A 23,894-nucleotide genomic window follows, 5' to 3' on the forward strand; every position below is an offset into this window, starting at 1 on the left:
CCGTGCTGCGCCCTTTTCTACGTAACACTGCCATCTCCGCAGTCGCCTACGGAGCAGCGGGCGTGCTGGGGCTATTTTCTGTCGGACTTATTGCAAGGTCCTATGGAGTTACCGTCCTAGGTCTGCTCGTCTTAGTGCGAGCGTTTCTCCCAAGTGGCTTTCTCGCACTGATCGATTTTGGGGTGTCAGAACTTGCCACGCAGGCCGTCGCTCGCGGGCGGTTCGGCGATTGGAGACTGGCGAGCGAAAAGGTATCGCTTCTTACCTCGATTGCCGCAAGCACGGGGATCATCTCGAGCCTGGCGCTTTGGCTTGCGTCCCCCTGGCTCGCTGTCGTCCTTAAGGTGCAACATGAGCAGGTTCTCGGGTTCGTTTCGACGCTCCACGTTACGTCGCTAGTGCTTCCAATCTGTTTCGTTGGATTGGTCGTGGAAGGCGTTCTCAAGGGATTTGAACAGTACGCGTGGTTGCGTCTAACTGAAGTCGTCAGCAGCTTGCTATATATTGGTTCGATCTACCTCGCTGCCTGGAAGCAAGCTCCGTTCGAATGGCTTGCGTATGCCTATCTCGGAACGACTGTGACGAAGTATCTGGTATTGGGCATCGTTGTCAGATGTACAATCCGTGGCTCGTTGTTGAGTTTCACGTTGTGGACGGAGGCGAGCCGCAAAGATCTTGTTCATCGATGCCTGCAGATGTTTAACAACCGAATCGCAGGAACATTTCAGCATACTCTTCCGCCTCTCGCGATCGGATTTCTGTTTAGTCCCATCGAAGTGGGTATCTACGATTTGATCACGCGGTTGCCGCGCTTCTTGAAGGCGACAATGGGGCCGCTCTATTCGGCGATACTTCCCCTGTCGGCTCGTATTGAAGAGACGACGGACATCCGCCGCTTGCAGATCTTGGGGCGGAACGGTCTCGTCTTGCCAGCAGCTTTCGTGCTGCCGGTCTTGATGGTGCTCGCTCTCCTCTCGCGTCAGGTTTTGACAGTGTGGGTGGGCCCGGAGCACTCTCAGGAATGGCCTTGGGTTGCAATGTCGTTGCTAGTGCCCGCGATAACGATACAACTTGGTGCCGGCCAGACTGCCCTGATGGTCAAGCCAGAGTTTCTCACCTTCAGCACAAAGCTTCTATACCTGCAGGTCTTGACCCAATACACAATCACTCTACTAACCCTTGCCTGGTTTCGTGAGCATGCGTTCATTTTTGGCTGGGCTATCTCGCACGTCGTTTTTGCACCGCTTCTCGCATACAACATGCTGGCTCAAATCGGTTTGCCGAACTCATTGTTTTGGGGTCAGCTTTCGCGCCACTTGGTGGTCGGAATCATTCTTTCTGGAATAGTAGGACTATGCAAATCCGTCCTGCCCTTGGATAGCTTGAGTGAGCTTGTCATCCTGGGTAGCCTTCTTTGCCTTATTGCATTAGCCTTGAGTGGTGCGATCGTTCTTACGAGTGCAGAGCGGATGATGTTTGGACGTCTTGGGCGCGCACTGGCGTGTCGTGAATAGGCTCTGAGTTAGATCGGCTAAACTTCTCGCGATCCCCAAACTTCGGGGTCTTTGCGCAACAATGCAAGGTTGATTGTTAACCCCGGCCAGCGTAAAAACCTTGTAGGCCGGGCCAAATCCGACGCTTGGTGCTGCGGCACGCCGGCTCTGGTCCGGTGTTCCCACAGACTGCAGCGAGTATCTCAGGACATGTCGAGCGACCTTAAAATCTCAGAAGCCCTTGAGCGCGGTTATCCGCCTGCAGTGTTGTATCTGCGCAATGATGAAGTTGTGGCCACCGAAGTCTGCGCCTTCAACTACTTCTCGATTTTCTTTAAGGACCAGCAGGATGCCGTAGCTCACATCTGGTTCTTTGATGCGGAGGGTAGGTTAGTCAATTACCTTCGGAGGGATTTGGGATTCAATGGTCAGTTGCAGCTAAGGACGTCGGAACTATGTCCCGACATCTCGGGTACCGTCGCCATGACGATGCTGCCGAAGGAGGGCGCCAATGTCCGTCCGGGGAAGAAGGTGACGACTGGCTATTACACCCAGTATTATTCTCGATGTGGCGCCATCACCCTGTCCCACGAGCGCGAGGCAGTTGCCGCCAAGCCTTTTGCTACACCCGCCTGGATGCAGACCTACCTAACGAGGTTCGTCGAAGTATCGGGTGTCATATTGGTCAATGCGTGTCTTGCGCCGGACGGGAAAGCTTTCGGAATCGCCAGACTGCGTGCGTTGGATGGCACGCTGTTGGGCGAGAGAAGCCTCCCGAGTATACCGTCGATGGGAGCACGGCGCATTAAAACGATGGACCTGTTCCCCGATAGCAAGCGTCTTATAGGTTCGGCGGAGACTTTTGCGCTGGAATTCAGCGGAGGTAACATGGCTAGTCCCTTTAGTTTCTATCAGTTCGCCAACGGCAAGTTTAGTCTGCATCACTTTTGAAAGGGACTCACGTGAGTCGATTTCCTGCCACGCCTTGGAAGCCTCACGAGCCGAGGTTCATCCTTCCTACGTTTGAGGGGCTTGAGTGCAGACTGGGCTTTTCGATCCCCATTTGGCACAAGGCGATCGATGTCAAATACTTGCGCAGCCTCGTGGCCGGCAGTTTGAAGAAGAATGTATACGAGGCGCTCAAGGACCTTGGTCCCGAATTCATCGGTCTTCTGAAGTCTGGTTTCAGTAGCAATTTGCGTTTCAAACTTCATGTGCTGTCGCGTGAGGGCGAGTATTTGGCTACCCGAGAAGTTCCTTCGCTGCACAAACCGGGGGCCTCTTTCGAAATCGACCTGACCAAGTTGATCGCAGAGTTGGGGCTGGCGCCACGAGATTATCTGATCGTCGCGGTCATGTCGCACGGTCGCATGGATGCCTACCGATCCTCGCCTGGCAGCTTTTCCATGACCTATGTCGACAGAGACAACGTAGCTATCTACCGTACCGGTGCCTTTGCTCGACCTCTAAACGAAGGGCGGCTGAAGTCTCACGTGGGGTTTACAGGAATCAATCCAAAAATCCTCGCCACAAACGACTTTGTGAGTAGCTTGATGCTGCTCAACCATTCATCCGATCCAGACTATTCCTACGCGGCACGACCGTCCTCGATATTGATTCGCGAGGACGGAGAACAATTGAAAGCTGACTTCGGCGAGATTCCGCCTCTCGGAGCGAGCGAGATGTCCGTTGTCGACCTTTTCGGAAACGGTGTTTTTGATTTTCTGAAGCCTTTCGGCGGCCGAGGAACTACCATCACGACCTGCGCGGGCGTTACTCTGGCAAGTCTTCATTTGCAGCGCTCCAATGACAATCGTCGGACTCTATTGGGGATTGAGCACTCGAGGCCCGCTCACATGAATCTGATGGGGATTATGCAGCACTAGAGGGCGGTCGACATGGTGGGGAGTTTCTGGATAGACCGTGCAAGTTGGACGGCGGGAAACTCCCGATAAATTGTGCGAATCAACCGATTTATGTCGCGGGAGGCATCCGATTGCGGGGCTCGGAACTGTGGATGCTATTGGACGCGCTCGCTGCGTGTCTTGTGCTGCTGGCGATCGCGCGGATTGCTATCAACAAGCTTGGCTTGTTCATGGTTGCATTTTTTGTTCTTTTCTCGCTTGCGTGGAGATTACTGTCCGTCCTCTACATCGATTTAGCCGGCCCTTTGTTCTCGGAGCAATTGGAGCGGGACATCGGTTCGGGCAGTGCGGCGTTACCCCTTGCTGCCTCGCAGGGGTTGGTAATCGCAGCATTGATGTACTCCTTTCGGGACAAGCGGCTCGCTGAGCTGACAAAAGGGGCGAGGTTGGTCGATATGCTTCCCAGCGCTCGTCCAACGCTGTCTGATTTGGCGTGTTGGATCGTGGGCTTCTTTGCGGTCACGCTCTGGGTCGAACTGCTAGTTCGCGGGCCGATACCATTATTGACTGCTATGGAGCGTTACGACTATTCGGCGCAGTATGGTGGCCCCTTGCATCATCGGCTGATTGAGTGGGGCCCAATGTTGGCTTTTCAGCTGGGCATCTTCTTCGCGGCTCCTTCATCGAGAGGTCGAGAGTTTGACCTCCGATTTGCTGTGCTTTTCGGGATCTTCATCCTTTATCTGTTCGTGGTCGGACATCGGTTCTCCTCGTTCTTTTCCTATTCTTCTTTCTTTATTCTGCCCGTAGGTGCCGTGCTGCTCGCAAACACGACCTTGGCTTTTGATTATGCCAAGGTTTTCAGGGCCATCAGGCTGCCCGCAGTTGTCGTTTCAGCCTTGATCCTCGGTGCATTGATTTACTCCTATGCCATTGTTAGAGGGTTTGGGGGAGACCAGCTTCTGTTCAAACTGTCCCAGCGCATTTTCGTACAGCAGGGCGAAATGTGGTGGATGACGTATGAGCGTGTATTTCTGCGAGCGGACTGGAGCACCGATCAAACCTTGTACAAGTTGTTCGTCGGTCCTTTCGATCCAAATCGGAATTCGACCATGCAGTGGCTGATGGAGCTGGCGCTGCCGCTCGATCGCGCTCACTTTATCCTTGGAAAAGGTTCGGCTTACACCGGTGGTTGGCCCGAAGTGCTTTTCGAACTTGGTGGACCCGTCGAGGGCTTGGCACTGGTCGCTCTTTCGGCAATGCTGTTTTCCGAGTTCATGTTCCTGCTCGCACGTTGCATCGTACAGGAACGGTATGTTACGTGTTTTTTCTTGACCCCCGTGTTGTATGCCTTCTCGCTGTACATCGTCACGGGTATGGTCAATTCCTTTATTCAGGTTACCTTTTTTGTCAAGCTTGCGATCGCCGTTCTTGTATTTGCTGCTGAAGAGAAATGGCGGTTAAGCTTGTCCAGGCCGGTTATTTTCTACGGAAGTTTGCCTGCGATCGAGGGAGGAGAGCGGCTTGAATAGTGACCGGATCTCGATATCGAGCAGAGCATATCTTGGTGGGATGCTCGTGTTCGTCGTCCAAGCGGTTCGGCCGCGCATTTTGGCGATCGTGTCAGTCACGCTAGCGGTGATGCTGGTAGTGTTCCTAGTCGATCGTATGCTTCCCGTCGGCTACGTCGCTTCCGCCGATGTTAGGCTCGGCCGGGTCGATGGAGCTGAGGTGGTGTCGGTCCAGGCCGCTGCCTCCCAACTGAACTCTTTGCCCTTCAAGGAGCGTTTAGTAACGGCGATGAACCTTCGCGCCGAAAACGGTGACCGAGATCGGCAACAGATTCTCGCGAGTCTGACTGTGCGACCTCAGGCCTCCGACGTTTTTTCTTTGACGATTCGTGCCGGAACGGCGCAACGGGCTAGGGAAGCCCTCCAGAGTGCGGTACGCCAGCTCAACGACGGTCACGACAAGCTTCGTAACGAGCTGATCTCGGAGCTTAACGCGCAGATTGCGTTGGTCGATGCCAACATCGCCAATCTTACCAAGATTCGTGAGACCCTTGCGTCGCCGAACTCGTTGAACCCCGAGGTACCTAACGATGCCGCGGCATTGATGTTACGACGTGTCTGGGTACTGGATCTCATATCTAGGAACGAAGAGAGGCTCGCCGCAGCATTGGCGGAACGGCGTGCACTCACGACGCGAATTGGCCCAACCAAAACCTATCCGACGAAGCTCAGCGAGGATGTGACGATTGTTCAGGTGTCTCCGCAGCCGACTCGACATGCAATTTTCGCTGGCGCAATAGCGTTGCTAGCCATGCTGTTGTATGCCATGATCCGCGGGGCGAGTGCAGGCCGGGCACGCACCGCGGTAACGTAAATTGATCGCTTAGCTGCAATATGAAACTCGTTCTATTCTCTACTCCGTCCAGCGAACCGATCTCGTGTTGAAGCAGGCCGTAATCCTGGTTGGAGGCCTCGGGACCCGGCTCGGCGATCGAACACGGTTTGTCCCTAAGCCGCTGCTTGACGTGGGTTCCAGGCCATTTCTTGACTATCTTCTCGACGAGCTTTCGCGTTATTCGACCATCAAGGAGATCTTGCTGCTTGCTGGTCATCGGGCCGAGAGCGTTGTCGAGGGTTATCATGGTAAGCGCTGGCGCGGTGCGTCCTTGACGGTAATATCTGAGCCGTCGTCGTGCGGCACGGGCGGGGCGTTGAAGCACGCCGCATCGCGGCTCCACGAACAGTTCCTTCTTTTGAATGGCGACTCCTATTTCGACTTCAATCTGCTCGATCTCGCTGCGCAAGCGATGAGATCGAGGTCTATCTGCCATATGGCGCTAAAGCGGGATATGGCGGGCGACCGTTACGGCCGCGTTCTGCTTGAGAACAAACGCGTCAGAGGCTTCCTAGTGGCGGGCGCTCAGCCGAGTGGTCCCATCAACACAGGCATCTATTGCGTCGATCGAGAGATTATTGAGTACATCGACGACATGCCGAGCTCACTCGAACAGCAGGTATTTCCGCGGCTGATCGCAGAGGGGCAGCTTGAGGCCAAACTTTACGACGGCTTCTTCATTGATATTGGTGTCCCTGAGGATCTTGAACGGGCCCGGCGCGAACTACCCAACAGGGTGAAGCGTCCTGCGGTTTTCTTCGACCGGGATGGCGTGTTGAATATCGACAAAGCTTACGTGCACCGGATTGAGGATTTCGAGTGGGTCACTGGTGCGCGCGAGGCAATCAAGCTGTGCAATGATCGTGGGTACTACGCATTTGTCGTCACCAACCAATCCGGCATTGCGCGGGGCTATTATCGCGTCGATGATGTCCACCGGCTACACGACTGGATGAGCGGCGACCTCGCCACAGTAGGTGCTCATATCGACGACTACCAGTATTGTCCATACCATGAGGAAGGCACTGTTGAGGCGTATCGGCGCGTTAGTGACCGCCGTAAGCCAGCACCAGGTATGCTTCTCGATTGCATGAAGGCATGGCCCGTGCGGACGGAAGGAAGTCTGCTCGTTGGCGACAATGGGCGTGACGTCGAGGCAGCCGTCGCTGCGGGAATATCGGGACACTTGTACCAGGGGGGCGATGTTGCGGCGTTCCTTCGCACGCTGCTCGATGCACGATCTAACGCTGGGTGATCGTGCGGAACATGTATTCAGCCTGTTCCCAGTCCTCCATCGTGTCGATGTCCTGAACTAGGTATCTTGGCAAAACTATTCCGACGGAGCGCTCCGAGAACATCGGGATGCCATTGAGAAACGCCGCTGCTGTGCCCCAGTAGAACTGGCCTGCGTCGTGATAGGCCGGCTCGAGGTCCTGCGAGCGCGTCATGCGATACTCTGGATGAAATGGAATCACGCGTCCTGCCGCAGTAAGGCGAAGGGCGCGCTGGATCGGAAAGGCGTAGCTTGTCACCGAAAAAGAAAAGGTAGCGTCAGATCCGGCCAGGACGTCATAAGCTTCGCGTAGGAAATGGGCCCGGATGAGCGGTGCGGTGGGGTAGATGCAGCAGACGTGGCTGACATCTTTGCCCTGTGCGAGGAACCAAGTAACGGCGTGCTTGACGACCTCTGCGGTTCCCGTGTAGTCGTCTGCAATCTCCTTTGGCCGCATAAATGGTGTAGTGGCGCCGAGTTGGCGCGCCACGACTGCAATCTCCTGGTCATCCGTGGATACCGTAATCTCGTCGAACAGGCCGCTCTCGCGTGCAGCTTCGATCGAATAGGCGATGATCGGCTTGCCGCAGAAAGGTCGGATGTTCTTGCGGGGAATCCGCTTGCTTCCGCCGCGTGCTGGGATGACCGCGATCTTCATGCGAGGATCTTCGTAAGCGCCGCAACAACAGCGTCTTGTTCTGCATCCGTCATCTTCGAGAACAGCGGCAATGTGATGGCGTCCTGGTAATAACTCTCAGCCTCCGGGAACATTCCGACCTTGAAGCCGAGGCGTTGATAGTAGGGCTGGGTATGCACCGGAATGTAATGCACGTTGACTCCGATGCCGGCTGCGCGCAGCGCCTCGAACACCTGGCGCCGACTGATTTTGATTTCGTTTCGCCGCAACCGAATCACGTACAGGTGCCAGGCTGAATTGGTATCAGGATGCTGCCACGGGCAGATCACCGGCAGCTGCGCAAGCAGGGAATCGTAGCGTGTTGCGAGCTCGCGCCGGCGCGCGACGAAGGTATCGAGCCGATCAAGCTGGCTAGTGCCGAGCGCAGCCTGGATGTCCGTCATGCGATAATTCAGTCCAAGCTCGATCTGCTCATACATCCAGGGACCGTGCTGATCTTCGTTGAAGCGCCGTTCGTCAGAATCGGCCGGAGCCTCCGAAGGACGAATGATGCCGTGGGTACGCAAATACGAGAGCCGTTCAGCAAGCTTTCGCTCGTTAGTCAGTACCATCCCGCCTTCGCCGGTAGTAATGATCTTGACAGGGTGGAAGCTGAAGACCACGACATTGCTGAGATGGCTAGAGCCCACCTTACGCCCGCGGTACTCGCCGCCGATTGCGTGAGAGGCGTCCTCAATGATGCGAAAGCCGTAGCGATCCGACAGGGCGCGGATCTCGTTCATCTCGCAGGACTGTCCCGCGAAATGCACCGGGACCACGATCTTTGGCAATCGGTCTTGTCGCCTTGCGCCCTCGAGCTTCTCCGTCAGTGCAGCTACGCTCATGTTGTAGGTGCGAGGATCGATATCGACGAAGTCGACGCTCGCGCCGCAGTAGAGCGCGCAATTGGCCGAGGCCACGAAGGTGTTGGGCACGGTCCACAGAAAGTCGCCGGGACCCAGATCAAGTGCCATGCAGGCGATGTGGAGCGCGGCGGTCGCGTTCGACACTGCAACCGCATTGGCAGCGCCGCAGTATTTGGCGATCGCTTGTTCGAAGCGCGGGCCAGCCTGTCCTTGTGTCAACCAGTCTGACTGCAGGACGTCCTTTACGGCGTCGATGTCCTCAGCCGAGATGTCTTGGCGACCATACGGGATCATTGGACGGCAGTTTTGTTGAATTCTCTGATCTCGGCTATGTTCAGGAAGTGGTCATTCCTTCCGGAATTGTACTCGAATCCGTCCGACACCGCTTCGCCGCGCTCGCCGATCTGATTCGTGAGGTAGTCGACGTCACGACGAAAGAACTTGATCGTCGGCTTAATGACGAAGTGATCGCCAAATTTGAGCGTCAAATGTGAATCGTCGGTGGGACACATAACTTCGTGGAGCTTCTCGCCCGGTCGAATGCCGATCACCCTGATCGGTAGTGTCGGAGCCATCGCCGCTGCAAGATCGGGAATGCGCACCGACGGTATAATCGGAACGAAGATCTCGCCCCCGGACATACGCTCGAAACTTTTGATCACGAAATCGACGCCCTGCTGCAGCGATATCCAGAATCGCGTCATACGTGGATCTGTGATCGGCAGATGATCGGCGCGCTCGGCAATCAGCTTGTTGAAAAGAGGCACGATCGAACCGCGCGAGCCAACCACGTTGCCGTAACGAACCACACCGAACATGGTTTTATGGCCGCCTGCCATGTTGTTAGCCGCGATGAACAGTTTGTCGGAGGCAAGTTTTGTCGCGCCGTAGAGGTTGATCGGCTGCGCTGCCTTATCGGTCGACAATGCGATCACCTTTTCAACGTCCGCCTCGAGCGCCGCTTGAATTACGTTCTCGGCGCCATGGACATTAGTTTTGATGCATTCCATGGGATTGTATTCGGCCGCTGGCACCTGCTTCAGCGCTGCCGCATGCACCACGAAGTCGATGCCCTTCATGGCGGTGCGCAGGCGCTCGCCATCGCGCACGTCACCAATAAAGTAACGCATTGCGGGCTGATTAAATTCCTGCTGCATCTCATATTGCTTCAGCTCGTCACGCGAATAGACCACGATACGGCGAGGCTTGAAATTCTTAAGGAGGCAGCCGACAAACTTTTGACCGAACGAGCCCGTGCCTCCGGTGATCAGAATAGACTTATCGTTGAACATGCTCATTTCTGGGTCGGATCGTCGTTTGCACGAAATAGGAGAGTGGGGAGCTGGTTACCATACGCTCCTGCCGCCGTCCATCACTAGGTTTTGCCCGGTCATGTAGCTCGAGGCATCAGAGCACAGAAACTGCACAGCTGCGCGGTACTCGTCGACTTCGGCCATGCGTCCCATGGGGATTAGGCGCGTCAGCCGTTCCACAAAAGCCGGTTCTTGATTGTTGAAAACGCCGCCGGGCGAGATCGCGTTGACGCGCACGCCGTGATCGGCCCAGTAGGTCGCCAGATATTTCGTCAGCCCGATCAAGCCGTGCTTGATTACCGAGTAGGTCACGGGTTTCACCGGCTGTTCTTCTTCGCGCGTCACATGCGGCTGGCGATAGAGCCGTTGATCCGGCGCGATCACGCCGAGATCGGAGGCGATGTTGAGGATCACGCCGCGCCCGTATTTGGCCATGTCGCCGCCGAACACCTGTGCGCATAGCATCGCGCCGGTCAGGCCGACGGCGATTTCGGTCTGCCATTGCGGCACCGGGAACGCCTCGAAGCGCGAGGAGTGCATGACGCCCGGACTTGACGTCACCTTCGGGTCGATCGCGGCGTTGTTGACGAGGATGTCGACGGTGATGCCGCGGCCTGCGAGCTGCTCGTTCGCAGCACGCACCGAGTCGAGCGAGGTGACGTCGATCGCAAGCGCGATCAGATCGGCTGAAGCGGCGACCGGCTTCAGCGCAGTGATGGCGGCTTCGGCCTGCGTCAAACCGACATCTGTGACAACCACGCGCGCGCCGGCTTCGCTGAGCGCCGCAACATGCTGCTTGCCCAACAGGCCGCCGGCGCCGGTCACGAGTGCGGTCCGTCCGGTCAGGTCGTAGCGGGAGGAGGGGTTTGCCATGAAGGCTCCTGTTCAGCTTCTGAGCTGGCCGCCGTCGGCCACCATCACGCTGCCGCTGATAAAGGCGGCGCGGGGCGAAGCAAGGAAGGCGACGACGTCAGCGATCTCCTCGGGAGTGCCGAGCCGGCGTAACGCCACCTCGCGCTGGAGCATGTCGTCGACCGCCTGCTTGTTTTCGGCGATCTTGCGCGCCCAGGTCCCGTCCGGGCTCAAGATGTTTCCAGGCGCGACCGCATTGATACGGATGCCTTCCAGCGCCAGCGGCCGCGCCAGACCGCGCACGGTCGCATTCAGTGCCGCTTTGGCGGCGTAGTAGGCGACCGGCGCGCCGAGTGCGGCCATGCCTGCGATCGAGGAGATGCAGACGATGGCGCGATCGCCGCTGCTACGCGCCATCAGCGGCCGGGCCGGCTCGATCATGTTGGTGGTGGCGAAGAGATTGAGGTCCATCACCCGCGACCACTCCGCCGCGGTTTCCTGCCCCGGGGGCACGGACGCGCCGCTGCCGACATTGCAGACGAGGATGTCGAGCCGGCCCCACTGCTTTTCGACGTCCTGAACAAGGCCCGTGGCGGCGGCGGGATCGGTGACGTCGGCAACGTGAATAGAGTTCCGCCCGCCGATGGCCGCGCGCGCGGCGTTCAGCGCATCGGCGCCGCGTGCCGCAAGCGCGACCTTGGCGCCTTCTGCCGCGAGCGTTGTCGCGATTGCAAGCCCGATCCCGCGGCTGGCGCCGGTGACGAGAGCGACGCGATCGTCCAGCTCTAGCTTCATCGCGCCGCGTCCTCGATCCAGCGAACCGTCATGTCGCGGTATTTTGCCAGCGCGCCGGCGTGGTCGCCGTCGACGGCACGCGCTGTCTGCAGGATGTATTGGCCCTTGTAGCCGGATCGCTCGATCAGCCGGATCGTCTTGGCAAGGTCTGCGTTGCCGGTGCCGAGCGGCACGGTCGTGCCGCCGCGAACGCGGTCTTTCACGTGCACATTGAGGATGCGCGGCGCGTAGGCGCCGATCTCCTCGTCGCTGTCATAACCGAGCGAGGCGCTGTTGCCGCTATCGTAGTTGATGCCGAAGACGTCGGCTGGATATGCCTCCATGAACCGGGCGAGCTCGCGCGGCGGCAGATCGGATTCGAAGACGATCTTGACGTTCCGTCTTGCAAGCTGCTCGGAGCGAGCGAGCAGCACGCGTTTCAACGTATCGCTGTCGCTCTCGCGCTCGATCTTGCCGTTGTCGACCAGCGGGATCACGATGAATTCGATGCCGATGCGGCTACAGGAGGCGATCAGCAGATCGAGGTCGGCGACGAGCGCGTCGCGCACGACGGCATCGACCTTCCAGAACGGCGCCTGCATGAAGCAGTCGCCGGTCAGGCTCGGAATCCGCACGCCGTTTTCGCGTGACAGCGCCAGAATGTCCTGTTGACCCGGCTCGGTCATCAGCGGGTTCTCGCGCAGCCGTTCCTGATCGATGGTCCATTCCATCCGCGTCAGGCCGAGCGCCTTCGCACGCGAGAATTCCTCGCGCCATTCGTCCCAAGGGAATGCCTGGAGCTTGCCGTCGACGAGAGCCGAAAGCCTGCCTTGCATGAAGCCGATGCGTTCGAGCGTTGCGGTCACGGTTGCTTGTCCGAGTTGATGGCGAGGCCCTTTGTGGTCCAGCCGCCGTCGATGAAGAGTTCCTGTCCGGTCACATAGGCGGAGGCTTCTGACGCCAGGAAGACGGCGGCTCCCACCATGTCGGCAGGCTGTCCCCAACGGCCGAGCATCGTGTGGCGGCGCCTCGCCTCGTGCATGTCGGGATCGGCAAAACTCTTGGCGGTCATCTCGGTCGCGACATAGCCGGGCGCGAGTGCGTTGACGCGGATGCCGTCGCGCGCATAGTCGGCGGCGAGCGCACGCGTCAGTCCGGCAAGACCGGCCTTCGCCGCCACGTAACCGGGATTTCCGGGAAAGCCGCGGACCGAATTGATGCTGGTGACGTTGATGATCGCAGCAGAGCCCGCGTTCTTCAGAAGCGGATGGGCGGCAAGGATGGTGGCGTAGACGCCGGTGAGGTCGGTTGCGACCGTGGCGCGGAAGCGCGCGAGCTCGCTCCCGGCGCTTTGGGCCGGCAGGCTGATGCCGGCGGCGTTGACCAGCGCGTCGATGCGTCCGCCTTGAGCGGCCACGATGCGGAATGCGCTCTCGATGGCCTCGTCATCGGAGAGATCGCAGGCAACCGCGCTCACGCCCTGTGGTGCGGTCCCGGAACGACTGAGGCCGATCACTGTGGCGCCCGCATCCTTCAGGCCGGTCGCGATCGCAGCGCCAATGCCGCGGGAGGCGCCGGTGACGACCGCGATCTTGCCGGCGAGAGAGAAGGAGCTGAGGTCAGGCATAGCCGTAACTACGCATGATGGCGGCGCAAAGCTTGACGTCCTCGGGACGATCAATCTGGAACATCTTGTGACGATCCATCACGTGAAAACCGATCTTGCCGCCGAGACGATTGTTCTGCTCGCGCAGGAGTGATGGGATCAGGACGTAGAACGAGCCGTTCTCCAGGTAGCGTTTCTCGATCTGCTGCCGCATGCGCCGATTGTGATAGTCGTAATTGATCGGCTCCGGCCCGCTCGCGCCGATACGCCAGTTGAAATAATCCTCGACCTCACAGACCGAGAGCAGGCTGTCGAGATGGTCCCGATCGAAGGTCGCAAGCGCGTCCTCGATGTCGCTGGACTCGCGGATTGGCGATGTCGCCTGGAGCGCGACGATTCGCTCGAACCGTCCCATCCGCTCGTCGGCCGCATTGAGCGCGTGCAGCCAGGCGGATTCGGAGGAGGCGAGGTCACCCGAAATGTCTTCGGGGCGTCGGACGCCGATGGCGCCGGCGACTTCGGCCGCGGCGAGGATATTGTCGCTGTCGGAAGAGACCGCCACCACGTCGACGCCGCGCGCCGCGCGTGCCTGCTCGACCGTCCATGCGATCAACGGCTTGCCGCAGAGATCGAGCAGGTTCTTGTGCGGAATGCCCTTGGAGCCTCCGCGCGCCGCGATCACGGCCAGTGTCTTGCGCGCCATCAGATATGCCCCTCGAGACGCTCAAGCGCGGTCCAGAAGCCTTCGCCCATGTTCTTGTGGCCCTGCCAGATTTCGGGAATGAAGGACGCGGTCGGCGCATGCTTGCGCAGCACCCGTCCGATCTCGTCGAAGTCGATCTCGCCTTCGCCGACCTGGAGCCCTTCGCCGTCGAGTCCCTTGGCGTCACCGAAGTGCAGATGCGCGGTATGCGGTCCGAGTTGCGCCAAGCCCTGTGCGAAGTCGAAGCCGAAATGGTTGGCGGCGAGCTTGGTGTGGGAAATGTCGACGCACATGCGCAAATCGTGCTTGGCGCAGAACGACGCCGATTCCTCCGGGAAGATGAAGATGTTCTGGTGACGCTGGCCGCCGAAATGCCAGGGGAACGGCGCCATGGTCTGCGGCGTCAGCTCGACACCGTCTATGTCGAGCTCCTTCAGGCTCTGGGCAAAGATGGAGTAACGCTCGGCCTTTTGCTCTGGCGGCAGCGGCTCGTCCATGGTGAAGCCGCCGATATTGGCGACGATGGGCGGGCGCTTCGTCTTGGGGAAAAATTTCTTCAGGCCGCGGGTGATGTTGATCACCGCCTGGGTTTGCTCCAGCGAATATCGCCGCAGCGACTCGTCGGGTGTCGCGAGGTCCATCAGCTTCGACCCGGCGAACAGCTCCGGCGCATGCACGACGAAGCCTAGATCATAGGTGCCGGAGAGATACGCCGCGGGATCGCGCTCCATGTCGCTGTAGCTGAGATGGAACTCGATGATGTCGGGCTGACAGATCTCCAGGAAGCGCTCGGTGTCGTGATAGCGCACTGGCACGCCCCAGGGCCGGTCGAAGCGGTAGCGCCGCGCTTTTGCGGTACCTTCGTCGAGGTCGCTCTGGAAGAAATAATCATCGGCCGCCATCGTCCGCGTCAGCTTGCGGCCGAGCAGGGCCGGCATCTTCAGCGGCGACAGGCCCTGGCCCGGGCTCTTCACGGCGATGTCGCGGTCGGAGATCACGGTGCCGGCCGGAAGGTCGCGCCCGGCCACCAGGCTCTTGGCAAGGTTTTCACGGTTGATCAGTTCACCCTGACTCAGCACGCGCTCTGCCAGTTTCTCGCCGCGCGCCGCCTCCACCTCGCGGATGCCCGAGACCAGCGTCTTGAATTCCTCAGGCTCCAGGCTCGCGGCATGGTCCGGACCTTCCATCTCGCGATCGAGCGTGATGTGGCGTTCGATGACGACGGCACCAAGCGCGACCGCGGCCGTCGAAACGGCAACGCCGCGCTCGTGGCCCGAATAGCCAACGACCGGATGGATCTCGCGCAGCGTTTCCATGAAACGCAGATGGATGTTGTGGAGCGCGGCGGGGTACGTGCTCTGGCAGTGCAGCAACACGTACCTCGCATCGCGGTCGTCGAGGAATTTCGCCGCGGTCTTGATTTCGTCCGTCGTGCTCATGCCCGTCGAGACGATCAGCGTCTTGCCGGTGGCGGCAAGACACGCAAGCAGCGGCAGATTGGTGAGATCGGCGGAAGCGACCTTGTAGGCCTGCACGCCGAACCCTTCGAGCACGGCGACGCTCTTTGCGTCCCAGGGCGTGCAGAGATACTGGATACCCTTACCTGCGCAGTACTCGGCGATCTTCTTCTGCTGCGCGGTCGGGAGTTCGAAGCGACGCAGGAGATCGAGCGTATATTCGACGGCGAGGTCGTCGTCCTTACCGGACAGGCTCGAAGCGCGATAGACCTCGTCGAGCTTGCGCATCTGGAGTTTGGCGCAATCGGCACCGACCGCGACCGCGGCATCGACCAGCGCGATGGCGCGATCGAAGTCGCCATTGTGATTGTTGCCGATCTCAGCGATGACGTAGCAGGGTTCGCCATCGCCGAGAAGACGGTTGCCGATGCGGACCGGGGCAGGCTGTTTGGGCGATGTCATCAGAAGTCTCGTCTCATATCGTCAGGCGAATCGCGCCGGAAAGCGCGACTTCCACGTCCGGAGCCCGTTTTCTTCGAACATGATGCGCGAACAGCGGTGCCCCTGCTGTTCCAGTGCGGCAATGAGCTGATAGCGCTCGAACGGACGCACGAAGAACATGAAGTAACCGCCGCCACCGGCACCCAGCAGCTTGCCGCCGACCGCGCCGTGCTGTTTGGCGAAATCGTAGATCGCATCGATTGCGTCCGACGAGATCTTCGAACTCAGCTTCCGCTTGGCATGCCAGGCGTCGTCGATCAGCCGGCCACATTCCTGCAACTGGCCGCGCAGCAGATGCCGCCGGATGTCGCGCGTCACCTCCTTCTGCTTGGCGGCCGCGGCGACGGCGTCGCTGGTCTCGTGCTGGGCCTTCTGGTCGCGGTGGATGGCGCCGGAATCGCGGCCCGAGCCAGTGTAGCAGAGCACCAGGCTTTCCTCGAGCTCGGCGACGATGTTAGGATCGAGACGAAGCGGCACGATGGTGTTCTGGTCGGAGAAGAACTCCATATGATTGAAGCCGCCGAACACGGTGGCGTACTGATCCTGCCAGCCGCCGGGAATGTTCAGCATCAGCCGCTCGGCCTGAAATGCCATCTCGGCGACCTCGTGACGGTCCCACTGGTCGCTGCGAAATTCGTTGAAGCAGCCGATGATGGCAGACGAGACCACCGCCGAGCCGCCGAGTCCAGAGCCGACCGGGAAGTCTGCGGACACTTCGAGTTCGAAGCCGTAAGTCGGCTTGATCAGGCGCACGACCGACTTGATCAGCGCGAGATCGCCGTTGGTGCCGAGCTCTGCGAGATCGCCAACCTCGATCGTGCGGCGGAAATCGTGCGAATAGATACGAATGCTGGAATCGCTCCGTCGCCGGAGCGTCGCATGAGCGTACATCTTGATAGTTGCGTTGATGACCGCGCCGCCGTCATTTGCCACGAAATAATGCGTCAGGTCGGTGCCGCCGCCGGAGAAGCTGATACGCACCGGCGAGCGGGCACGCGCAAACACCTCGCTCTCTTCCGAGAGGTTGAACAGCTCGCGGCTGAATACGTCGACTAGCTGTCCCTGGCCGTCAAGGATCGGCACCACGTGCACGCGCTGGTCGAGCAGCTTGAGGATCTGCTCGCGCGGGCCGCCGCTGCGGGCCCAGACGAAATTGCGATTGATGCAGGTCGCCACCCGGTCCTGAATCGTAGTGCCGGTCAGCATGCGCCTGCGGATATCGCCGTCGGTCACCGCGCCGATGATTCGTCCGCCCGCGTCCTGCGCGAACAGGATCCCGAGCATGTTCGCATTGAGGCGCCGGAAGGCTTCCTCAATGGTTTCGTTCTCGGCGATGGTGACGAGGGCTCGTTCAAGCACGTTTTGGGTCCAGGGAGGGCCGAATTCTCTCGGCCAAAGGCGCATGCCCGGTTCGCTGATCGTCTGGTAATACGGGAGCCGATGGGGTGATGCAAGGTTCCGGTGGCGTTGATTCCGACGAATTTGACGGAGTCCGCCCGCGACGTCTTCCACGCTCATGTAGCATTCAGCGCCCCAGCTATCGTTTGGCTGCGCAGGAGAAAATACGATCTTGGTCACAACGATTGCGACAAGACTTGCTCTTTATGCGGGCCAGACGCCGCGTTCGTGGGCTCCGCCCGCGCCTAGAGGTGCAGTATCGCCTACCGAGGCATCCGCCGCCTTGCGGGAATGGCTGGGACCTGAGCGCTAGAGACGGTCTTTGCTATCCGAACGGTGACCTGACCTCCCGATGAGCAGGAGGCGCGGCAGCGATATTATCAGCCTCAGTACGGTGGGCCGGAATATGGCGAGCCTCCCTACCGGCCTTACGGAATGCGCAGGCGCCCGGTCCCTTGCACCGACGGCGCTGCTTGTGCTGACCTCTGCCCAGAGTGATGCCCCTCAAGCATCGGTTTTAGTCGACCAGTTCGCGTTGGAGCCCGTAGCCGACGGCGCCGCCCTGCTCAAAGCCAAGGCTGGCCACGCGGCAGGCGCCGGCGTGAACCTTGACGGATAGCTCTCTTGAATACTCCGCCGCCACCACCCTTTTCGGATTTTTCACGATGCTCGCGATCACGCTCCCTGTTTCGTATCACCAAGCGGACCAGGAAGAGATGTGCTTACCGGCCCAGTTCAGCACAATTGAGTAGATAACCGGTGCCAAGCCGGCCCAAAGCCAGGATCGCCCCGCGCTGCGCTGATGGATCTCAGATATAAAACGCGCCGAGCAGAAGACCGGAATTCCCGCTGAAGTCGCCATTGTGCCGGGGCGATCTTCGACAGCTCGCTCGACGCTTGGAGTTCCTCCACCATCCGGCTGCTCCTTCAATTTCGCAGGACCACCACCCTATAAACTCCTGTTGTGCCCGACGGCTCAATTGGTATTTCGTCAAATCGCAAATGACCGCAACTAAGTCTGCTTTTGGGAGTAACATCTGAGTGAGCGGCAGAAGCCAGCAGCATGATCTGGCGCGGTAGCATCGGTGCCCCAGGATCGGGTTTACCGCCGCGGCGCTAGCACCAAAACCTCAACCGAACAGGCTGGAAGAACTCAGCGGCTCGCGCGGAAGCCGCTCCAAGATTTCCTTAGTCTCCGGCGGCGGGTTCGCCTTCGACCGTCAATCACATCCGAGCAATCCAGCGGTCGTCGCCTGTCGGCTGGATCTGCAGGCCAAATCAGTCCTTGCCTCGTAAGCGCTGAGCGGCTTCTTTGCTGGGCAGCGTCCAAGCTGACATAAGCAATTGCCACATATAGCCTGCTTGAAAGTTGCCATTTTCGGTTTGAGAAAAAGATGAAACGATTGCTCGCAGGTGTGGTGATGCTACTGCTGCCAATATTGTGCTTGAACGCGGGATCAACCATCGTCGGCGCCGGTTCTCAATCTTGTACCGCCTGGATGAATAGGAACAAGAACCCGGTCGTAAAGGCAGCGTTTGAATCCTGGGTCGTAGGTTTCGTCAGCGGGCTAAATGTGGGTGCCGAGAGGGAGATTGTCGGCGGAGGCGATTTCACCGCGATCGTCGCTTGGATGGATCGGCGCTGCAAATCTAATTCTTTGGATCAAATTGGCGTGGCAGCTCTGGATTTGGCCATGGAATTGGCGGGTAACGCGGCAAAGCGCTGATCTGGTTAGGTAATTCGAACAGCGCGAACGGCTGGTGGGCCGCTGAACCGCGTATCCTCTGGGAAATTCCCTGCACGCAAGGAATTTGATTGGGTGGTGTTGGCTTCCGCTCGCGAAGGAGCGCTTGCTTCACGCTCTTGCACCAACCAGCGGATCGGCGGTCTATCTAGATTTGGAGACCCCGCTCTACCGCTACCGCTCGTCCGCGATCACCTTGCCGTCGTTCGGCAGCGCGCCGGGCCTCACCAGTTCAACCTCACCTCCGAGTTTCGTCACTGCCCGCAAGGTGCCTGCAATCTCCTCGCGCAACGCATCGTTCGCGGTCGCCGTCTCTGCTTTCAGCGTCATCGCATCGGTCTCGCCCTGGCGCGCGACGACGAGGCGTAGTCTTCCGAGCGCTGAATGGCGCTTGCCGATCTCGGCGACCTGCTCGGGGCGGACGAACATGCCTTTGACCTTGGTGGTCTGGTCGGCGCGGCCCATCCAGCCCTTGATGCGCATGTTGGTGCGCCCGCAGGTGCTGGTCCCGGGCAGTGCCGCGGTGAGGTCGCCGAGAGCGAGCCGGATCCAGGGATGGTGCGGGTCGAGCGAGGTCACGACGATCTCGCCGACGTCGCCGGGCGCCAGGGGATCGCCGGTCCCGGGCTTGACGATCTCCATGATCAGATCCTCATTCACGACCATGCCGTCGCGCGCGCTGGTCTCGAAGGCGATAATGCCGAGATCGGCGGTGCCGAAGGCCTGGTAGGCGTCGATGCCGCGTGCCTTGATCTCGGCCTGGAGCGAGGGCGGGAAGGCCGCGCCCGAGACCAGCGCCCGCTTGATCGAGGAAACGTCGCGGCCCGAGCTTGCGGCAGCATCGAGCAATATCTTCAGGAAGTCCGGCGTGCCGCTGTAGCCGACGGGACGGTAGGCCTCGATCAGCTCGAATTGCTGCTCGGCATTCCCTGGACCTGCCGGGATCACGGCGCAACCGAGCGCGCGGGCCGACGCATCGAAGATGAAGCCGCCGGGGGTGAGATGATAGCTGAAGGTGTTGAGCACGATGTCGTCGGGCCGGAACCCGGCCGCGAACAGCGCCCGTGCGCCGCGCCACGGATCGGCCTGTCGCCCCTCCGGCTCGAAAATCGGCCCGGGGGAGGTGAAGAGGCGGGCGAACGAGCCGGGCGCCGCCGCGACGAACCCTCCGAAGGGCGTGGAGGCCTTGTGCAGAGCCGGTAGTTCCGACTTGCGCAGCACCGGCAGGCCCGCCAGTGCCGCCCTGGAGGTCACGGCGGCCGGGTCGACGCCTTTGAGCCGATCGGCATAGGCGGGCGCGGCCATCGCAGAGCGCAGCACGCCTGGCAGGCGGGAGAACAGATCGACCTCGCGCGCGGCTTGTTCGCGCGTCTCGAGGGGGTCGTAATGGGCGGTCATGGCTGATCTTTCCGGGTTGGCATCCGTTGCGCGCCGCCGCCGGCATGGGTATCAGACGGCCATTGGCCAGGTTTGAAGAGGACGCGATGGCGGACGAGGGAATCAGTGTGGCGGACGAGGCGGCGGACGTCGTCGCGCGCCTGAAGCGCCGCATGATCGACGAGGCGCTGCCGCTGTGGTCGACGGTCGGCTGGGACCATGGCGCGGGTGGTTTCATCGATCGGCTGCACCGCGACGGCACGGCGGACAGCGCCGCGCCGCGCCGGGTGTTCGTGCAGGCCCGCCAGATCTGGTGCTACGCCAAGGCTGCGCAGATGGGCTGGTACCCTGAGGGGCGCGCCATCGCACTGAAGGGGCTCGAGCATCTGCTCGCCAAAGCAAAGGCGCCCGACGGCCGGCCCGGCTACGTGCACCGGCTGACGCCGGAGGGCGCGGTGCTGGACGGCCGGCGCGACGCCTACGACCACGCCTTCATCCTGTTTGCGCTCGCGGCCGTCTATGCGCTCGACCAGGACGCGCAAATTCGCGCCGAGATCGACGCGCTGCTCGCCTTCCTCGACGGCCATCTGCGCTCGCCGCACGGCGGCGTCCACGAAGGCCTTCCGGTCTCGCTGCCGCGCCGGCAGAACCCGCACATGCATCTGTTCGAGGCGATGATCGCGTGCTTCGACGCGACCCACGATTTGTCGTTCCAGAACCGTGCCGGCGAGTTCTTCGCGCTGTTCCTCGCCAATCTCTACGACAAGCGGACGCGCGCGCTCGGCGAATATTTCGAAGAGGACTGGTCGAAGATCGCGCCAGTCAGCGTCGAGCCCGGCCACCAGGCGGAATGGGTCTGGTTGCTGAAGGGGTTCGAACGCATCACGGGCTGCCCGACCGGACAGCGGCGCGCCGAGCTGCTGGAAACCGCGCTGCGCTATCGCGACGAGGCCACCGGCTGCCTGATCGACGAGGGTGACGACGCCGGCAACATTCGCCGCACTACGCGCCGGCTGTGGCCACAGACCGAGATTGCGAAGGCGTGGATCGCGCAGGCCGAATCCGGCGAGGCGGGCGCGGCGGAGGAGGCGCGCATGGCGCTGGCGCGGCTCGAACGCCATTATCTCAGCCATCCCGTGCGGGGCGGCTGGTATGACCAGTTCGAGCGCGACGGCAAATCGCTGATCGACACCATTCCTGCGTCGTCGTTCTATCATGTTCTCTGCGCAGTCACGGAAGCGGAACAGGTATTGGAAGGTTAGAGCCAGCGCTTGCGCCGCTTGAAGCTCTTGAGGTTCTTGAAGCTCTTGCGCTGGTCGCCAGCGCCGCCGAGATAGAATTCCTTGACGTCCTCGTTGTCGCGCAATTCGTCCGCGGTGCCGTCGAGCACGACCTTGCCCTGCTCCATGATGTAGCCGTGGCTTGCCACCGACAGCGCAGCGCGGGCGTTCTGCTCGACCAGGAGAATGGTGACGCCGAGGTCACGATTGATCTTGTGGATGATCGAGAACACCTCTTTCACCAGCAGCGGCGACAGACCCATCGAGGGTTCGTCCATCAGGATCATCTTCGGGCGCGCCATCAGCGCGCGGCCGATCGCGAGCATCTGCTGCTCGCCGCCGGAAAGATAACCAGCCAGTCCGGTGCGCTCCTTCAGGCGCGGGAAATAGTTGAAGACCATGTCGAGATCGGCGCCAACCTCGCGGTCCCTGCGGGTGAAGGCGCCGAGCTTGAGATTTTCCAGCGAGGTCATGTCGGCGACGATGCGCCTGCCCTCCATCACCTGGAAGATGCCGCGGCGAACGATCTTATCGGGGTCGATGCCGTTGATGCGCTCGCCCTCGAACAGGATCTCGCCGCGCGTGACTTCGCCGTCCTCGGTCTTGAGCAGCCCGGAGATCGCCTTCAGCGTCGTCGACTTGCCGGCGCCGTTGGCGCCGAGCAGCGCCACGATCGCGCCCTTGGGCACGTCGAGGCTAAGACCGCGCAGCACCAGGATGACATCGTCATAGACGACCTCGATGTTGCGCACGGCGAGGAGAGGCGGCGCGGGTACAGCGCCTGGGGAGGGACGAGCAGCTGCTTCATGAATTTCGGTCATGTCTCATACTCCGCTGTCGTCGCCCGGCTTGACCGGGCGACCCAGTATTCCAGAGACGCCTGACACTTACGGAGAGGCCGCGGCGTACTGGATCCCCCGCTCCAGTGCGCGCTGCGCACAAGGCGGGGGATGACATTTGTGTGTGAGGTAAGCGCTAAGCTCACCAGCCCAGCAATTCCGGCTTGCGCGGCAGCTCGACCGTCTTGACCTTCTCGAGTTTGATCGCGCCCTTGGCCATGAGGTCGTTGAGGTCGCCGTCGGTCGCGCCCGCAATCTTGGTGCGGTAGAGGTCGACCTTCAGCGTGCCGCGGTGGTCCTTGTCGGTCCAGGTCGAGGGATTGCAGACGCCTTCCATGCCGGCCGGCACCCAGTCCTTCTTCTGGTAGAAGCCCTTGGCGACGTTCTCGCCGGTGGCGCCGCCGTTCTTGGCGGCCCAATCGATCGCCTCCTTCATGTAGAGCGCCGAGCACACCGCCGCGATGTAGTGCACGGGCCGATAGACCTTGCCGGTCGGGTCGGACATCTTCGAGATCTCCATGACCGTCTTCATGCCGGACGCATCGCCGCCCCAGCTCACAGCGGTGCGCAGCGGAAAGATCACGCCGTCGGCCGCATCGCCGGCGGTCTTGGCGGCGTTCTCGTCCATGCCCCAGACATTGCCCATGAACTGGATGTCGACTCCGGCGGTCTTGCAGGCCTTCATCACCGAGATGTTGGACGCGGCGGTGTTGCCGAGATAGGCGTAGTTGGCGCCCGAGGATTTCAGGCTCAGGCACTGCGCGCTGTAGTCACCCGGCGCGAGCGCGAACACCAGCGGCGGTAGCACCTCGAAACCGAGCTCCTGCGCCATGGCTTCGCCGGCGGCCTTCGGTGCGTTCGGATAGGGGTGGTTGGCGCCCATGTGGACGAATTTCGGTTTGCCGGACTTGCCCTTGGCCTTCCAGTCCTCGGCGGCCCACATCAGCATGGCGCGGAGCGAGTCCGAATAGCTCGGGCCGTAGAAGAAGTTGTACGGCGCGGGCTTGGCCTTGCCGCTGATACCTTCGGGGTCGGTGAGCGCGGCGGCATATGAGCCGGACATGTCGGGGATCTTGTCCTGGGCGAGGAAGCCGGTCAGCGCCTCGGTGTCTGCCGTGCCCCAGCCCATGATGGCCGCGACCTTGGAGTCGGGCGCCGACCACTTCTTGTAGAGCGCGATCGCGCGCGGCACCTGGTAGCCGTAATCGTTGGTGTCGACATTGAGCTGCTTGCCGCCGACGCCGCCGTTCTTGTTGACCCAGGCGAAGGTGTCGGCGACGGCCTGGCCATAGGGTGTGCCGACGTCGGAGGTGCCGCCGGAATAATCGGCGAGGTGCCCGATCGCGATCTGCGCCTGCGCGCTTGCCGAGAATGCGGCGATCGCCAGCGCCAGCGACGCGGTGCTCAAAAGGGATCTTGTCTTCATGGGTTGCCTCCTCCTGTTTATTTGTTGGTTAGCGAGTGCCCGCG

22 protein-coding genes are annotated in these 23,894 nt (G+C 60.6%); 8 read left to right on the forward strand and 14 right to left on the reverse strand.

Going from position 1 to position 23,894, the window contains the following annotated elements:
- Nucleotides 1–2 precede the first annotated feature (2 nt).
- The 6 genes from ACIPUD_RS30265 to ACIPUD_RS30290 all read left to right on the forward strand — a co-directional run bounded on the left by ACIPUD_RS30265 (nt 3) and on the right by ACIPUD_RS30290 (nt 7,019).
- Complete coding sequence (locus ACIPUD_RS30265; RefSeq protein ID WP_247479743.1) at nt 3–1,514, forward strand: lipopolysaccharide biosynthesis protein; 1,512 nt, start codon at nt 3–5, stop codon at nt 1,512–1,514.
- Nucleotides 1,515–1,703: 189 nt separating this feature from the next.
- On the forward strand, nt 1,704–2,444 hold the full coding sequence (locus tag ACIPUD_RS30270; RefSeq protein ID WP_446482121.1) for a hypothetical protein: 741 nt from the start codon (nt 1,704–1,706) through the stop codon (nt 2,442–2,444).
- Nucleotides 2,445–2,455: 11 nt separating this feature from the next.
- Nucleotides 2,456–3,379 carry a hypothetical protein gene (locus ACIPUD_RS30275; protein WP_446482122.1) on the forward strand — a complete coding sequence of 308 codons (924 nt, stop codon included), beginning with the start codon at nt 2,456–2,458 and terminating at the stop codon, nt 3,377–3,379.
- 131 nt (nt 3,380–3,510) lie between these two features.
- Nucleotides 3,511–4,890, forward strand: coding sequence for a DUF6418 domain-containing protein (locus tag ACIPUD_RS30280; RefSeq protein ID WP_446482123.1), 1,380 nt, complete (start codon nt 3,511–3,513; stop codon nt 4,888–4,890).
- Nucleotides 4,883–5,743, forward strand: coding sequence for a hypothetical protein (locus ACIPUD_RS30285; RefSeq protein ID WP_446482124.1), 861 nt, complete (start codon nt 4,883–4,885; stop codon nt 5,741–5,743). The genes ACIPUD_RS30280 and ACIPUD_RS30285 overlap by 8 nt, the downstream gene beginning before the upstream one ends.
- A gap of 64 nt (nt 5,744–5,807) precedes the next feature.
- Nucleotides 5,808–7,019 (forward strand): HAD-IIIA family hydrolase, encoded by a 1,212-nt coding sequence (locus ACIPUD_RS30290; protein ID WP_446482125.1) that lies wholly within the window; start codon nt 5,808–5,810, stop codon nt 7,017–7,019.
- Here the strand turns inward: ACIPUD_RS30290 and pseF are convergent.
- The 11 genes from pseF to ACIPUD_RS30345 all read right to left on the reverse strand — a co-directional run bounded on the left by pseF (nt 7,006) and on the right by ACIPUD_RS30345 (nt 17,862).
- Nucleotides 7,006–7,695, reverse strand: a complete 690-nt coding sequence (gene pseF, locus ACIPUD_RS30295) for a pseudaminic acid cytidylyltransferase (protein WP_446482126.1) — start codon at nt 7,693–7,695, stop codon at nt 7,006–7,008. The genes ACIPUD_RS30290 and pseF overlap by 14 nt on opposite strands.
- Nucleotides 7,692–8,873: a UDP-4-amino-4,6-dideoxy-N-acetyl-beta-L-altrosamine transaminase gene (gene pseC / locus ACIPUD_RS30300; RefSeq protein WP_446482127.1), complete on the reverse strand. Its 1,182-nt coding sequence runs from the start codon at nt 8,871–8,873 to the stop codon at nt 7,692–7,694. Before pseC ends, pseF begins: the two co-directional genes overlap by 4 nt.
- Nucleotides 8,870–9,871, reverse strand: coding sequence for a UDP-N-acetylglucosamine 4,6-dehydratase (inverting) (gene pseB / locus ACIPUD_RS30305; protein ID WP_446482128.1), 1,002 nt, complete (start codon nt 9,869–9,871; stop codon nt 8,870–8,872). Before pseB ends, pseC begins: the two co-directional genes overlap by 4 nt.
- A gap of 54 nt (nt 9,872–9,925) precedes the next feature.
- Nucleotides 9,926–10,765, reverse strand: a complete 840-nt coding sequence (locus ACIPUD_RS30310) for an SDR family oxidoreductase (RefSeq protein WP_446482129.1) — start codon at nt 10,763–10,765, stop codon at nt 9,926–9,928.
- Nucleotides 10,766–10,777: 12 nt separating this feature from the next.
- A complete protein-coding gene (locus tag ACIPUD_RS30315; RefSeq protein ID WP_446482130.1) occupies nt 10,778–11,539 on the reverse strand; it encodes an SDR family NAD(P)-dependent oxidoreductase in 762 nt (253 codons plus the stop codon).
- Nucleotides 11,536–12,384 carry a sugar phosphate isomerase/epimerase family protein gene (locus ACIPUD_RS30320; protein ID WP_446482131.1) on the reverse strand — a complete coding sequence of 283 codons (849 nt, stop codon included), beginning with the start codon at nt 12,382–12,384 and terminating at the stop codon, nt 11,536–11,538. The genes ACIPUD_RS30315 and ACIPUD_RS30320 overlap by 4 nt, the downstream gene beginning before the upstream one ends.
- Entirely contained in the window at nt 12,381–13,145 is a 765-nt protein-coding gene (locus tag ACIPUD_RS30325; protein WP_446482132.1) for an SDR family oxidoreductase, read from the reverse strand. Before ACIPUD_RS30325 ends, ACIPUD_RS30320 begins: the two co-directional genes overlap by 4 nt.
- Nucleotides 13,138–13,827 (reverse strand): acylneuraminate cytidylyltransferase family protein, encoded by a 690-nt coding sequence (locus tag ACIPUD_RS30330; protein WP_446482133.1) that lies wholly within the window; start codon nt 13,825–13,827, stop codon nt 13,138–13,140. The genes ACIPUD_RS30325 and ACIPUD_RS30330 overlap by 8 nt, the downstream gene beginning before the upstream one ends.
- Nucleotides 13,827–15,746, reverse strand: coding sequence for an N-acetylneuraminate synthase family protein (locus ACIPUD_RS30335; RefSeq protein WP_446482134.1), 1,920 nt, complete (start codon nt 15,744–15,746; stop codon nt 13,827–13,829). Before ACIPUD_RS30335 ends, ACIPUD_RS30330 begins: the two co-directional genes overlap by 1 nt.
- A 21-nt stretch (nt 15,747–15,767) precedes the next feature.
- A complete protein-coding gene (locus tag ACIPUD_RS30340; RefSeq protein WP_446482135.1) occupies nt 15,768–17,144 on the reverse strand; it encodes a GHMP family kinase ATP-binding protein in 1,377 nt (458 codons plus the stop codon).
- Nucleotides 17,145–17,700: 556 nt separating this feature from the next.
- The gene (locus ACIPUD_RS30345) at nt 17,701–17,862 is read right to left on the reverse strand and encodes a hypothetical protein (RefSeq protein ID WP_346348247.1); all 162 of its coding nucleotides are present in this window, start codon (nt 17,860–17,862) and stop codon (nt 17,701–17,703) included.
- Nucleotides 17,863–18,577: 715 nt separating this feature from the next.
- Between ACIPUD_RS30345 and ACIPUD_RS30350 the strand changes: the two genes are divergently transcribed.
- On the forward strand, nt 18,578–18,910 hold the full coding sequence (locus tag ACIPUD_RS30350; RefSeq protein ID WP_446482136.1) for a hypothetical protein: 333 nt from the start codon (nt 18,578–18,580) through the stop codon (nt 18,908–18,910).
- Nucleotides 18,911–19,102: 192 nt separating this feature from the next.
- Here ACIPUD_RS30350 and ACIPUD_RS30355 read toward each other — a convergent pair whose 3' ends face one another.
- A complete protein-coding gene (locus tag ACIPUD_RS30355) occupies nt 19,103–20,326 on the reverse strand; it encodes a phenylacetate--CoA ligase family protein (protein WP_446482137.1) in 1,224 nt (407 codons plus the stop codon).
- Between the two features lie 86 nt (nt 20,327–20,412).
- Here ACIPUD_RS30355 and ACIPUD_RS30360 point away from each other — a divergent pair, with 86 nt between their 5' ends.
- Nucleotides 20,413–21,567: an AGE family epimerase/isomerase gene (locus ACIPUD_RS30360; RefSeq protein WP_446482138.1), complete on the forward strand. Its 1,155-nt coding sequence runs from the start codon at nt 20,413–20,415 to the stop codon at nt 21,565–21,567.
- On the opposite strand, the gene ACIPUD_RS30365 is transcribed toward ACIPUD_RS30360, so the two are convergent.
- The gene (locus ACIPUD_RS30365) at nt 21,564–22,406 is read right to left on the reverse strand and encodes an ABC transporter ATP-binding protein (protein WP_085360006.1); all 843 of its coding nucleotides are present in this window, start codon (nt 22,404–22,406) and stop codon (nt 21,564–21,566) included. The genes ACIPUD_RS30360 and ACIPUD_RS30365 overlap by 4 nt on opposite strands.
- Before the next feature lie 160 nt (nt 22,407–22,566).
- A complete protein-coding gene (locus tag ACIPUD_RS30370; RefSeq protein ID WP_446482139.1) occupies nt 22,567–23,850 on the reverse strand; it encodes an ABC transporter substrate-binding protein in 1,284 nt (427 codons plus the stop codon).
- Between the last annotated feature and the right edge of the window lie 44 nt (nt 23,851–23,894).

This window comes from Bradyrhizobium sp. CAR08 (assembly GCF_052871955.1).